We start from the raw sequence: 13,124 nt of genomic DNA, 5'->3' as shown, positions 1-13,124 counted from the left end.
ACGCTGGCCACTTGTTCCTTTGCAGCGACGAACCTGATGCCATTGCGCCAGCGCCTTGAAAACCTACCGGTCGGTCAGAAATTGCTGGCCGCCCTGTTGGTGCTGTTGACCACTGTTCTGCTGGTCGCCAACCTGACCTTTATCAGCGCCGCTTATTATATTTCCCAGGAAAGCATGGCGCCCCAGGCCTTGCAGACCATTGGCCGCCTGGTGTCCAACCCCAGCCTGATCTCCGACGCCTTGCAGTCACCACAAAGCGCCGAACGCCTGCTCAACGAGCTCAATAGCTATTCGCCTCTGCGGGCAGCCGCCCTCTACGATGGCAAAGGCCAGCGCCTGGCGCAGTTGCAACAGGGGGAAAAGCTCAAGTTGCCAGAGCACTACCGGCACATCGAGTCCTGGCAAGCCACCGAATTTCGCAGCAACCAGGTGATCACCCTGCCCCGCCCCGGCACAGCGCCTGGTCACTTGCTGCTGGTTGCCAGCAGCGAACTGCCGATGGCGTTCTACACCGGTACGCTGACGGCAAGCCTGGGGATCCTGATCTTCAGCATCCTGTTGTGGCTGGTGATCGCAAGGCAGATCAAGCGCCTGATTACCCGGCCGATCCATCAGCTGGAAGAGTTGTCCCGGCAAGTCACAAGGGAAGAGAACTACGCCCTGCGCGCCTCTCGCGGCAACCATGACGAAATCGGCAGCCTTGCCGAGGCGTTCAATACCATGCTGTCGCGGATCGAAGCGCGGGAGCAGCAGCTCAAACGCGCCCGTGACGACTCCCAGGCCGCCTACGACCAGGCTCAGGGGCTGGCGGAAGAAACCCGCCATACCAATCGCAAACTGGAACTGGAAGTGCAGGTTCGCAGCAAGATCGAGAAAAAGCTCACGGGTTTCCAGAATTACCTCAACAGCATCATCGACTCGATGCCCTCGGCGTTGATTGCCCTGGATGAACAGCTTTACGTCACCCAATGGAATCAGGAGGCCAGCGCGCTGTCCGGGACTCGCCTGGACGAGGCCCTGAACCAGCCGATCTTCCTCGCCTTCGAACCGCTAAAGCCGTATTTGCCGCAGCTCAAGCAAACGGTCGAACAGCACACGGTGGCCAAGATCGAGCGGGTGACCTGGGTCAAGGATGATGAAGCCAGGCATTACGCCCTGACGTTTTATCCACTGATGGGCGGCGCGGGTCGTGGCGTGGTCATCCGTATCGACGACATTACCCAGCGTCTCTCGCTGGAAGAGATGATGGTGCAGTCAGAGAAAATGCTCTCAGTCGGCGGCCTGGCGGCGGGTATGGCGCATGAGATCAACAACCCCTTGGGCGCCATCCTGCACAACGTGCAAAACATCCGCCGGCGCCTGTCCCCGGAGTTGCCGAAGAACCTTGAACAGGCCGAGCACATCGGCATCGAACTGGAAACCGTGAACCAGTATCTGGTGGCTCGTGAAGTGCCGCAACTGCTCGACGGTATCCAGCAGGCTGGCGCCCGCGCGGCGAAGATCGTGACGCACATGCTCAGTTTCAGCCGGCGCAGCACCCGGCAAATGGCGCCCTGCGACCTGCCGGCGCTGATTGATCAGGCAGTGGAAATCGCTGGCAACGACTTCGACCTGGCGATCGGTTTCGACTTCAAGGGGCAGGCGATCATTCGTCAGTTCGACCCGCAGCTCGGCCCGGTCCCCGGCACCGCCAACGAGCTGGAGCAGGTGCTGCTCAACCTGCTGAAAAATGCCGCCCAGGCCATTCATCAGCGCGAGGACGACCGTGAACCGGGGCGGATCATCTTGCGCACCCGCCTGAACCCGCCCTGGGCGGAGATCCAGGTCGAGGACAACGGCATCGGCATGAGCGAGAGCGTGCGCAAGCGTACTTTCGAACCGTTCTTCACCACCAAGGAAATCGGCCAGGGGACCGGGCTCGGTTTATCGGTGTCGTACTTCATCATCACCAACAACCACAAGGGCCAGATGGAAGTGCAATCGACCCTCGGCCAGGGCACCTGCTTCACCCTGCGCCTGCCCTTGGCGAGCACTGCGCTCGTCTCTCAGGAACTCAATCAGCTATAGAGGTAACCCATGGGCTTTCGCTTGTCGAAAATCTACACCCGCACTGGCGACAAAGGCGAAACAGGCCTCGGCGATGGTCGCCGAGTGCCCAAGGACCATCCACGAATTGAAGCAATTGGTGAGGTTGACACGCTAAACAGTCAGGTTGGTGTGCTGCTGGCGGGATTGGCGCAGGAAACTGCTGCGTATCCTAGGCTTAATGAAGTGGTCGAGGTGTTAGCGCCTTGCCAGCACCGCTTGTTCGACCTCGGCGGCGAACTGGCAATGCCTGAGTATCAGGCTCTGAACATGACAGAGATCGAGCGCCTGGAGGCGGCGATCGATGTATGGAACGAAGAACTGGGGCCGTTGGAGAATTTTATTTTGCCCGGCGGTTCGGCGCTGATTGCCCAGGCGCACGTGTGCCGCAGCCTGGCGCGCAGTGCGGAACGGCGCTGTCAGCATTTGAATGCGACTGAGCCGCTGGACGGGGTCGGGTTGGCTTACATCAATCGGTTGTCGGATTTGCTGTTTGTGATGGCAAGGGTCATTGCCAGGCGCCAGGGGGTTGCGGAAATCTTGTGGCAGCCCGCAGTGAAGCCCACAGAAGCGTAGCGCCTGTTCGGGCGCCATCGCTGGCAAGCCAGCTCCCACAAGTTTTGTCGTGTGCACAACATGTGTGAACGACACCAAACCCTGTGGGAGCTGGCTTGCCAGCGATGAGGCCAGCAGCCTCAATACACACAAGTTTTGTCGTGTGCACAACATGTGTGAACGACAACAAACCCTGTGGGAGCTGGCTTGCCAGCGATGAGGCCAGCAGCCTCAATACACAATCAAGCCTCAGGCCAGAACGCGCGGATTCCCGCCACACCCTGCGCCCCAGCTTCCCAAGCCTGCTGCCGCTCAGCCGGGCCCACGCCACCCAGCAGGAACACCGGTTTACTGAACCCTTCGATCAAGCTCGCCGCCTGCTGCCAACCCAGCGGCTGGGCATCCGGGTGGGTCTGGGTCGGCTGTACCGGCGACAGGGTGACAAAATCCACGCCCATCTGCTCGGCCAACGCCAGCTCCTCTGCGTTATGGCAGGACGCCGCCAGCCAGCGCGACGCCGGCAGCGGTCGACCCGCTGCCGCGTATTTGCGCAGTTGGGCGGCCGTGATATGCCAGCCGGCCGAGGGGAAATCACCCAGCCACTCGAACGGCCCCTTGATCATCAACTGCGCCTTGCCCGCACACAGTCCCGCCGCATCCACCGCCAGATCCCGGTATTTGGGGTCGTAGCCGTTTGGTGCGCGCAGCTGGATAAGCTTGATGCCGCCTGCGATGGCTTTCTGGATACCGCGCAATAGTGCCGGGGTCTCCAGATCTTCAGGGGTGATCAGGTATTCGGCCGGCAAGCGCGCAGCCGCGACGATCGGCTGGTTGGCCGCCGGAAATTCGTAGTCCAGCAGGTCCCGCGGAGCCACCCAGGCCAGCGGCTGGCCTTCGGCCCCATGCGGCTCACCGGAAAACGCCGAGACTTCCCAGACATCCAGCAATACTTGCTTGTCAGGATAATCGTGGCGGACCTTGATCAGCGGGCGCGCTGCGCCGACCACAATTCCCAGCTCTTCATGAAGCTCGCGAGCCAAGGCGGTTTCGACGGACTCGTCAGCCTCGACCTTGCCACCCGGGAACTCCCAAAGACCGCCCTGGTGCTGGGTATCGGCGCGCCGGGCGATCAGGATCTTGCCACTGCTGTCACGAATAACCGCAGCCGCTACATGTACGCGTTTCACTGCCCAACCTCCTTCAGACCTGCTTTCTGCCAGGCCTTGAACGCTGGCCATTGGTAGATCGTATCGATGTAGGCCTCATCCTCGGCCGGTACTTTCACCTGATAGGTGCGCAGGCGCACAGCAATCGGGGCGAAGAAAGCATCGGCCAGGCTAACCTTGCCAAACAGGAACGGACCGGCGTCGGACGCAGCGGCCCGGCACTGCGCCCATAACGCCAGCACTCGTTCGATGTCCTCCTGGACTTCAGTCGGAGCCGACAGCAGTGGCGCGTCGCGGCTGAGGTCAAACGGCATGTTGGCCCGCAGGGCGAAGAACCCCGCGTGCATTTGCGCGCAGGCCGAGCGGGCCTGGGCCCGGGCCGCCACATCGCTGGGCCAGAGCCCAGCATCCGGGAACTGTTCGGCCAGGTACTCGGCAATCGCCATGGAATCGGCGATGGTGCCATGCCTGGTTTTCAGCAGCGGGACTTTGCCGGTCGGCGAGTGTTTGAGCAGGCGTTCACGGGTGTCCGGCTGGTTCAGCTTGATCAGTTCTTCGCTGTAGGGGGCTTTGGCCAGATCAAGCGCCAGCGCGCCGCGCAAGGACCAGGAGGAATACAATTTGTCGCCGATGATCAGGTGGAGGCTCATGTTCGGGACCCTTGGATAAGAGGTATGGGCCAGATTTTTCAGCGCCTGGTTGACCGTCATCGCGGGCAAGCCCGCTCCCACAGGGTCAGCGCAATCCTGTGGGAGCGGGGCTTGCCCGCGATGGGCCGGGGTCGCGTTCGACCGACCCGGTTTGACTTAAGTACGGTACTCAGCGTTGATCTTTACATACTCATGAGACAGATCTGTGGTCCAGATCGTCTCGCTGCACGCGCCGCGACCCAGTTCGATCCGGATAGTGATTTCTTCCTGCTGCATCACCGCCGCACCCTGGGCTTCGGTGTAACTGGCCGCACGGGCGCCGTGGCTGGCGATGCACACCTCCCCGAGGAACACGTCGATCTTGCTCACATCCAGATCGGGCACACCCGCGCGGCCAACGGCGGCCAGGATACGGCCCCAGTTCGGATCGGAAGCAAACAGTGCAGTCTTGATCAGGGGCGAGTGAGCCACGGTGTAACCGACGTCCAGGCACTCCTGGTGGTTGCCGCCGCCATTAACCTGGACGGTGACGAACTTGGTCGCGCCTTCGCCATCACGAACGATCGCCTGGGCGACGTCCATGCACACTTCGAACACGGCCTGTTTCAGCTTGGCAAACAGCTCGCCTTCGGCGCGGGTGATTTCCGGCAGCGCCGCCTGTCCGGTGGCGATCAGCATGCAGCAGTCGTTGGTCGAGGTGTCGCCGTCGATGGTGATGCGGTTGAACGACTTGTTGGCGCCGTCCAGCAGCAGGTTTTGCAGCACTTCACGGGACACTTTGGCGTCAGTGGCGATGTAGCCCAGCATGGTCGCCATGTTCGGCCGAATCATGCCAGCACCTTTGCTGATGCCGGTGACGGTGATGGTCACGCCGCCATGGTCGAACTGGCGGCTCGCCCCCTTGGGCAAGGTGTCGGTGGTCATGATGCCGGTGGCGGCAGCTTCCCAGTTGTTGACCGACAGGTCGTCGAGCGCAGCCTGCAAGGCGCCTTCGATCTTCTCGACCGGCAGCGGTTCGCCGATCACCCCGGTGGAGTACGGCAGCACCAGGCGGGCATCGACGCCGGTCAGCTCTGCCAGCTTCGCGCAGGTGCGCTCGGCGGCGGCCAGGCCAGGCTCGCCGGTGCCGGCGTTGGCGTTGCCGGTGTTGGTCAGCAGGTAACGCACCGGGCCTTGCACTCGCTGCTTGGCAAGAATCACCGGTGCGGCGCAAAAGGCGTTCAGGGTGAACACGCCAGCGACCGTCGAGCCTTCGGCACAGCGCATGACCACGACATCCTTGCGCCCCGGGCGCTTGATGCCGGCCGAAGCAATACCGAGTTCAAAACCGGCAACCGGGTGCAACGTTGGCAAAGGACCAAGACCAACAGCCATGAATGCGCTCCTTAAAAATAGTCATCGCCGACGCAGATGATCGGCGGTATCAAATGGCAAAACGCCGCGACGGCTGATGCCGGTCGCGGCGCGGGTATTTCAGCGTGCTGAACGGGTTTTACTGGATCTGCCCGTGGCAATGCTTGAATTTCTTGCCCGAACCGCAGTAGCACAGTTCGTTACGGCCCAGCTTCTGTTCGTTACGCACCGGCGCGGTGGCGAGGGCAACATCGACCTCTTCACCCAGCAGTTCCGGCTGCTCCAGACCTGGCGGCTCGTCGTGCTGGAATTGCATGCGTGCGGCCAGAGCTTCGGCTTCCTGGCGCAGGCGTTGCTCTTCTTCGATCGGGTCTTCGCGACGAACCTGTACGTGAGACAGCACACGAATCGAGTCGCGCTTGATCGAATCCAGCAGCTCGGAGAACAGCGTGAACGACTCGCGCTTGTACTCTTGCTTCGGGTTCTTCTGGGCGTAGCCACGCAGGTGGATACCATGACGCAGGTGATCCATGGTCGACAGGTGGTCTTTCCACAGGTCATCCAGTACGCGGAGCACAATCTGCTTCTCGAAGGTACGCAGCGCTTCGGCGCCAGCCTGGTCTTCTTTCTCGTGGTACGCGGCGATCAGCTCGTTCATCAGCTTCTCGCGCAGGGTCTCTTCGTACAGGTGATCGTCTTCGTCGAGCCACTGCTGGATCGGCAAGGCAACACCGAAATCACTCTGCAATGCAGCCTCAAGACCGGCCACGTCCCACTGCTCTGGCAGCGACTGTGGCGGAATGTGCGCGCTGACGGTGGCGTTGAGCACGTCCTGACGGAAGTCAGCGATGGTCTCGCCGATGTTGTCAGCGGCCAGCAACGTGTTACGCATGTGATAGATCACTTTACGCTGTTCGTTGTTGACGTCGTCGAACTCGAGCAGTTGCTTACGAATATCGAAGTTGCGGCCTTCTACCTTGCGCTGGGCCTTTTCGATGGCGTTGGTCACCATGCGGTGCTCAATTGCTTCGCCAGGCTGCATGCCCAGGGCTTTCATGAAGTTCTTCACCCGATCAGAGGCGAAGATACGCATCAGGCTGTCTTCCAGCGACAGGTAGAAGCGGCTCGAACCGGCATCACCCTGACGGCCGGCACGACCGCGCAACTGGTTGTCGATACGGCGCGATTCGTGACGCTCGGAAGCGATGACCTGCAGGCCACCGGACTCCAGCACTTGCTGGTGGCGTTTTTGCCAGTCGGCCTTGATCTGGGCGATCTGCTCAGGGGTCGGATTCTCCAGCGAAGCCACTTCCACTTCCCAGTTGCCGCCCAACAGGATGTCGGTACCACGACCGGCCATGTTGGTGGCGATGGTCAGTGCGCCTGGGCGACCGGCCTGGGCGATGATCTCGGCTTCCTTCTCGTGGAACTTGGCGTTCAGGACCTTATGCTCGATGCCTTCCTTGTTGAGCAGATTGGACATGTGCTCGGAAGTTTCGATGGTTGCAGTACCCACCAGCACCGGACGGCCCTGGGTCATGCATTCCTTGATGTCGTTGATGATCGCCGCGTATTTTTCGTCGGCGGTCAGGAACACCAGGTCGTTGTAGTCCTTACGTGCCAGCGGACGGTTTGGCGGAATCACCATGACCGACAGGCCGTAGATCTGGTGGAACTCGAACGCTTCGGTGTCTGCCGTACCGGTCATGCCGGACAGCTTGTTGTACAGGCGGAAGTAGTTCTGGAAGGTGGTCGATGCCAGGGTCTGGCTTTCGGCCTGGATGTTCAGCTCTTCCTTGGCTTCGATGGCCTGGTGCAGGCCTTCGGACAGACGACGACCCGGCATGGTACGACCGGTATGTTCGTCGACCAGCACAACCTGCCCGTCCTGCACGATGTATTCGATGTTGCGATGGAACAGCTTGTGCGCACGCAGACCGGCATAGACGTGGGTCAGCAGGCCCAGGTTATGTGCCGAATACAGGCTTTCGCCTTCGGCCAGCAGACCGACGCGGGTGAGCATGTCTTCAATGAACTGGTGACCGGCTTCGTTGAGCTCGACCTGACGCGTCTTCTCATCGACGGTGTAGTGGCCAGCCTTGGTGACTTCGCCTTCTACTTCCTCGACGTGCAACTCCAGTTGCGGGATCAGTCGGTTGATCTCGACGTACATCTTGGAGCTGTCCTCCGCCTGACCGGAAATGATCAGCGGGGTACGGGCTTCGTCGATGAGGATGGAGTCGACTTCGTCGATCACGGCAAAATTGAGTTCGCGCTGGAATTTTTCTTCCATGCTGAACGCCATGTTGTCGCGCAGGTAGTCGAAACCGAATTCGTTGTTGGTGCCGTAGGTGATGTCGGCGGCGTAAGCCAGGCGCTTCTCTTCCGGCGGCTGGAACGGCGTGACAACGCCGACCGTCAGGCCGAGGAATTCGTAGAGCGGACGCATCCAGTTGGCATCACGACGGGCCAGGTAGTCGTTCACGGTCACAACGTGCACGCCCTTGCCGGACAGCGCGTTCAGGTAAACGCCCAGTGTTGCCACCAGGGTCTTGCCTTCACCGGTACGCATTTCCGCGATCATGCCTTCATGCAAGGTCATGCCGCCGATCAGCTGGACATCGAAGTGGCGCATACCCATGACGCGCTTGCCTGCTTCGCGGGCGACCGCAAAGGCTTCAGGCAGCAGCTTGTCGAGGGTTTCCCCTTTGGCGATGCGGGCCTTGAACTCGTCTGTCTTGGCACGCAATTGATCGTCCGAAAGGGCCACCATTTGCTCTTCGAAGGCATTGACGAATTGCACCGTCTTGAGCATGCGTTTGACTTCACGCTCGTTCTTGCTTCCAAAAAGTTTCTTTAACAAAGGCGCAAACATATCGGCAGGATCTTCCACACTAAAGGGATGGAGGGCGGCCCCGTGAGTCGCCCGAGCAGCCCTCATGGCCGCATGCGAACGAGCATTCTACCCGGAAACGATGGAGAGGAAAGTGGCGTTATTCCACGATGCTGGCACAGCGCTGTGACGGGGCTCACTTACAATAAGGCCTTTTCTGCCAGTTTCAACCCGGATAAGTACGAAGTTAATCATTGATTTAATGGATAAAGCGTCGCCAGAACGATGGATGGGGTACGGCCAGGCCTTTCTGCTAAGATGGCTGCTCTGTTACTTCAGGTGTCTGATCATGGCATTTCGCCCTCTCACGGCCAGAGCACCCGCCGTTCTGCTTCGCGAAGCCAAACCGCTTAAAGCCATCTTTGGTCACGCTCAACGCCTGGGTCATTTGCAGCGCCTGCTGGAAAGCCAGCTGCAGCCTGCCGCCCGGGAACACTGCCATGTGGCCTCCTGGCGCGAAGGCAGTCTGCTGCTGATCGTGACCGATGGGCATTGGGCGACCCGGCTGCGCTATCAGCAGAAGCGTTTGCAGCGTCAGTTACAAATGTTTGACGAATTTGCCAGCCTGACGCGGATTCTGTTCAAGGTACAGCCGCCCACCGTTCAGCAAGGTGCTGCGGGACATACCATCAGTTTGTCGACCGATGCAGGCGCAACCATTCAGGCCACGGCCGACGGAATCAGCGATCCGAATCTCCGGGCAGCGCTGGAACGGCTGGCGGCTCACGCCAAACCAAAGGTTTAACGGCAAGATCAAAAGATCGCAGCCTTCGGCAGCTCCTACGTAGGAGCTGCCGAAGGCTGCGATCTTTTGCTTTTAGCGGCGTTTGTTGCCTCCCAGCAACGACCCCATCAACCCCCGCACCAACTGCCGCCCCAGTTGATTGGCCGCCTGACGCATCGCCGACTTGAGCGCCTGACCCGCCGCCGTGCCAAGGAATTCCCCGGCCTTGTCGGTGAAGCTTGGCTCTTCAGCGCCTGCCTTGCCCGGTGTGGCTTCAGGCTCCGGCGCCAAGCCCTTGCGCCCCATCAGCACTTCATAGGCTGACTCGCGATCGATCGGCTTGTCGTAACGGCCTTTGAACGGCGAGCCGGCGATCAGCATCGTGCGCTCGGTCTCGGTCAGCGGTCCGATCCGCGACTGCGGCGGCGCTACCAGCACCCGTTGCACCATCGCGGGGGTGCCTTTGTCCTGCAAGGTGCCCACCAGCGCCTCGCCGATCCCCAATTCGGTCAGCACCGACAAGGCATCAAACGCCGGGTTGGGACGAAAGCCCTCGGCGACCGCACGCAGGGATTTCTGCTCCTTGGCGGTGAACGCGCGAAGCCCATGTTGCACACGCAAGCCCAACTGGGCCAGCACGTCATCCGGCAGGTCACCCGGCGACTGGGTCACAAAATACACCCCCACGCCTTTGGAGCGGATCAACCGCACCACTTGCTCCAGGCGGTCACGCAGGGCCTGGGGAGTACCGGCGAACAGCAAGTGCGCCTCATCAAAAAACAGCGCCAGCAGCGGTTTGTCTGCATCCCCGCGCTCGGGCAATTGCTCGAACAGTTCAGCCAGCAACCACAACAGGAACGTGGCGTAGACCTTCGGCGCTTCATGTACCAGGCGGCTGGCGTCGAGCAGGTGAATGCGCCCGCGACCCTCGGCGGTCGGTTGCAGGATGTCTTCGAGCTGCAACGCGGGCTCACCGAACAGCGCTTCGGCCCCCTGCTGTTCAAGCGTTGCCAGGCGGCGCAACAACGCCTGGCTGGAACCGGTGGTCATCAGCGCGGCGTCGTCTCCCAGCAACTGCGGATGATCGCGCAGGTGATTGAGCAGCGCCTTCAGGTCTTTGAGGTCCAGCAGTAGCAGGCCTTCCCGATCCGCGACCTTGAACGCGGCATACAGCGCCGACTGCTGGCTGTCGGTCAGTTCCAGCAGGCTGCCCAGCAGCAACGGGCCCATTTCACTGAGGGTGGTGCGCAAAGGATGACCGGACTTGCCGTGGATATCCCACAAGGTCACCGGATACGCCTGGGGCTGGTGATTCAGCCAGGGCATGCCGGCGATGCGCTCGGCGATCTTGCCCTGGGGATTACCGGCAGCCCCGAGCCCGCACAGGTCGCCCTTGATATCGGCGGCGAACACCGCCACCCCGGCGTCGCTGAAGGCTTCGGCCAGGCGTTGCAAGGTGACCGTCTTGCCGGTCCCGGTCGCCCCGGCGACCAGGCCATGACGATTGGCCAGGCGCATCGCCTGGGCGATAGGGTTACCAGCGAGATCAGCACCAATAACAAGTTGCGAGGAGTCAGGCATTTCGTCACCCATGGTTAATCTTTGATTCCTGATGGCCGATACAGGGGATTGAAGAGCGTCGGTAATTTCCTACAGAAAAAACGGAGCTGTGCGCTTGTGCTCGTCACCACCCACTTTCGCGTTCTCTTATAAAAGCACGCCCTGGCCATTAAGACCTTAGCGGAACCTCAAGCCATGAACAAAAACCTGCGTTTCAGCCATAAAATCCTGCTTGCCGCCGCGCTAATCGTCATTGCCGCCTTCGCCTCGTTTACGCTGTACAACGACTACCTGCAACGTAACGCCATCCGCGAAGACCTGGACAACTACCTCAACGAGATGGGCGACGTTACCGCCAGCAATATCCAGACCTGGTTGAGCGGGCGCATCCTGCTGATCGACAACCTGGCCCAGAACATCGCCATCAACCCCGAGCCGGGCACTGTGGCCAGCCTGCTTGAGCAGAAAGCGTTGACGTCGACCTTCATGGCCTCCTACCTGGGCGACGCGACCGGCAGTTTCACCATTCGCCCGGACGCCAAAATGCCTGCCGGCTTCGATCCGCGAGTGCGCCCCTGGTATAAAGGTGCCGAAAGCAGCAGCACCGCCACCCTGACCGAACCTTACATCGATGCGGCCACCGGGCAGACCATCATTTCCATTGCCACTGCCTCGAAAAAAGCCGGCCAGAGCGTCGGCGTAGTGGGCGGCGACCTGAGCCTGCAAACCCTGATCGATACCCTCAGCGCCCGGGATTTTGACGGCATGGGTTACGCGTTCCTGGTCAGTGCCGATGGCAAGATCCTGGTTCACCCGGACAAAACGCTGGTCATGAAGACGCTGAGCGAGGCCTTTCCCCAGGGGGCGCCGCGTTTGAGCAGTGACTTCAGCGAAGTGGAAGTCGATGGCAAGACCCGCATCGTTAACTTCACCCCGGTCAAAGGCCTGCCTTCGGTCAACTGGTACATCGGCCTGTCGGTCGACAAAGACAAAGCCTTCTCGATGCTCAGCGAGTTCCGTGCATCGGCGGTTGTGGCGACGCTGATCGCCGTGGCAATCATCATCGCCCTGCTGGGCATGCTGATCCGCCTGCTTATCCAGCCATTGCACGTGATGACCCGGGCCATGGAAGACATCGCCGACGGTGAGGGAGACCTGACCAAGCGCCTGACCATCCAGAACAACGATGAATTCGGCATCCTGGGCACGGCGTTCAACCGCTTCGTCGAGCGCATCCACGGCTCGATCCGCGAAGTGGCGTCGGCCACCGGCCAGGTCAATGAAGTGGCGTTGCGCGTCGTCGCCGCGTCCAATTCGTCGATGTTCAATTCCGATCAGCAAGCCTCGCGCACCAGCAGCGTGGCCGCCGCGATCAATCAACTGGGCGCCGCAGCCCAGGAAATCGCCCGCAACGCCGCCCAGGCATCAAGCCAGGCCAGCGACGCGCGCAATCTGGCCGAAGACGGTCAGCAAGTGGTGGATCGCAGCATTGCCGCGATGAATCAACTGTCGAGCATGCTCAGCGCCTCGAGCACCAATATCGAATCGCTTAACAGCAAGACCGTGAATATCGGGCAGATCCTCGAAGTTATCACCAGCATTTCCCAGCAAACCAACTTGCTGGCACTCAACGCGGCGATCGAGGCGGCACGCGCCGGCGAAGCGGGACGTGGCTTTGCGGTGGTTGCCGATGAAGTGCGCAACCTGGCGCATCGCACCCAGGAATCGGCACAGCAGGTGCAGACCATGATCGAGGAACTGCAGGTCGGTGCACGGGAATCGGTGAGCAACATGAGCGACAGCCAGCGTCACAGCCAGGACAGCGTGGACATCGCCAACCTCGCTGGCGAACGCCTGAACAGCGTGACCCTGCGCATCGGCGAGATCGACGGGATGAACCAATCGGTAGCCACGGCGACCGAGGAGCAGACGGCGGTGGTGGAATCGATCAACGTCGACATTACCGAGATCAACACGCTGAACCAGGAAGGGGTGGAGAACCTGCAGTCGACGTTGCGGGCGTGTTCAGACCTGGAGCAGCAGGCGGCGCGGCTGAAGCAGCTGGTGGGTAGTTTCCGTATCTAACATCAGAACCGACGCCATCGCGGGCAGGCTCGCTCCCACAGGTTAACGTCCAG

9 protein-coding genes and 1 pseudogene are annotated in these 13,124 nt (G+C 60.9%); 5 read left to right on the top strand and 5 right to left on the bottom strand.

Going from position 1 to position 13,124, the window contains the following annotated elements; all coding sequences use genetic code 11:
- The first annotated feature begins 36 nt into the window (after positions 1–36).
- Together AAEZ09_RS15500 and AAEZ09_RS15495 are read left to right on the top strand one after the other, a co-directional pair.
- Positions 37–2,067, top strand: a complete 2,031-nt coding sequence (locus tag AAEZ09_RS15500; protein WP_045058242.1) for a sensor histidine kinase — start codon at positions 37–39, stop codon at positions 2,065–2,067.
- Positions 2,068–2,076: 9 nt separating this feature from the next.
- A complete protein-coding gene (locus tag AAEZ09_RS15495) occupies positions 2,077–2,661 on the top strand; it encodes a cob(I)yrinic acid a,c-diamide adenosyltransferase (protein ID WP_350599956.1) in 585 nt (194 codons plus the stop codon).
- A gap of 221 nt (positions 2,662–2,882) precedes the next feature.
- On the opposite strand, the gene AAEZ09_RS15490 is transcribed toward AAEZ09_RS15495, so the two are convergent.
- The 4 genes from AAEZ09_RS15490 to secA all read right to left on the bottom strand — a co-directional run bounded on the left by AAEZ09_RS15490 (position 2,883) and on the right by secA (position 8,684).
- Positions 2,883–3,827 (bottom strand): Nudix family hydrolase, encoded by a 945-nt coding sequence (locus tag AAEZ09_RS15490; protein ID WP_350599955.1) that lies wholly within the window; start codon positions 3,825–3,827, stop codon positions 2,883–2,885.
- Positions 3,824–4,456, bottom strand: a complete 633-nt coding sequence (locus tag AAEZ09_RS15485) for a glutathione S-transferase family protein (RefSeq protein ID WP_350599953.1) — start codon at positions 4,454–4,456, stop codon at positions 3,824–3,826. The genes AAEZ09_RS15490 and AAEZ09_RS15485 overlap by 4 nt, the downstream gene beginning before the upstream one ends.
- Before the next feature lie 156 nt (positions 4,457–4,612).
- Entirely contained in the window at positions 4,613–5,830 is a 1,218-nt protein-coding gene (gene argJ, locus AAEZ09_RS15480; RefSeq protein WP_350599952.1) for a bifunctional glutamate N-acetyltransferase/amino-acid acetyltransferase ArgJ, read from the bottom strand.
- Between the two features lie 118 nt (positions 5,831–5,948).
- A complete protein-coding gene (gene secA, locus AAEZ09_RS15475) occupies positions 5,949–8,684 on the bottom strand; it encodes a preprotein translocase subunit SecA (protein WP_350599950.1) in 2,736 nt (911 codons plus the stop codon).
- Positions 8,685–8,991: 307 nt separating this feature from the next.
- Between secA and AAEZ09_RS15470 the strand changes: the two genes are divergently transcribed.
- The gene (locus tag AAEZ09_RS15470; RefSeq protein ID WP_007945864.1) at positions 8,992–9,447 is read left to right on the top strand and encodes a DUF721 domain-containing protein; all 456 of its coding nucleotides are present in this window, start codon (positions 8,992–8,994) and stop codon (positions 9,445–9,447) included.
- Between the two features lie 72 nt (positions 9,448–9,519).
- On the opposite strand, the gene AAEZ09_RS15465 is transcribed toward AAEZ09_RS15470, so the two are convergent.
- Positions 9,520–11,007 carry a helicase HerA-like domain-containing protein gene (locus tag AAEZ09_RS15465; RefSeq protein WP_205891707.1) on the bottom strand — a complete coding sequence of 496 codons (1,488 nt, stop codon included), beginning with the start codon at positions 11,005–11,007 and terminating at the stop codon, positions 9,520–9,522.
- Positions 11,008–11,181: 174 nt separating this feature from the next.
- On the opposite strand from AAEZ09_RS15465, the pseudogene AAEZ09_RS29460 reads away from it, so the two are divergent.
- Both AAEZ09_RS29460 and AAEZ09_RS29455 read left to right on the top strand, forming a co-directional pair.
- Positions 11,182–12,213 (top strand): annotated as a pseudogene (locus AAEZ09_RS29460) (HAMP domain-containing protein); the annotation flags it as partial.
- Between the two features lie 93 nt (positions 12,214–12,306).
- Positions 12,307–13,071 (top strand): methyl-accepting chemotaxis protein, encoded by a 765-nt coding sequence (locus AAEZ09_RS29455; RefSeq protein ID WP_442963620.1) that lies wholly within the window; start codon positions 12,307–12,309, stop codon positions 13,069–13,071.
- Positions 13,072–13,124: the final 53 nt, after the last annotated feature.

This window comes from Pseudomonas sp. 65/3-MNA-CIBAN-0223, assembly GCF_040310425.1.
GTDB lineage: Bacteria > Pseudomonadota > Gammaproteobacteria > Pseudomonadales > Pseudomonadaceae > Aquipseudomonas > Aquipseudomonas gregormendelii.
Note: the sequence above shows the minus strand (reverse complement) of the source record. Positions and strands in the feature narration are given on the sequence as shown.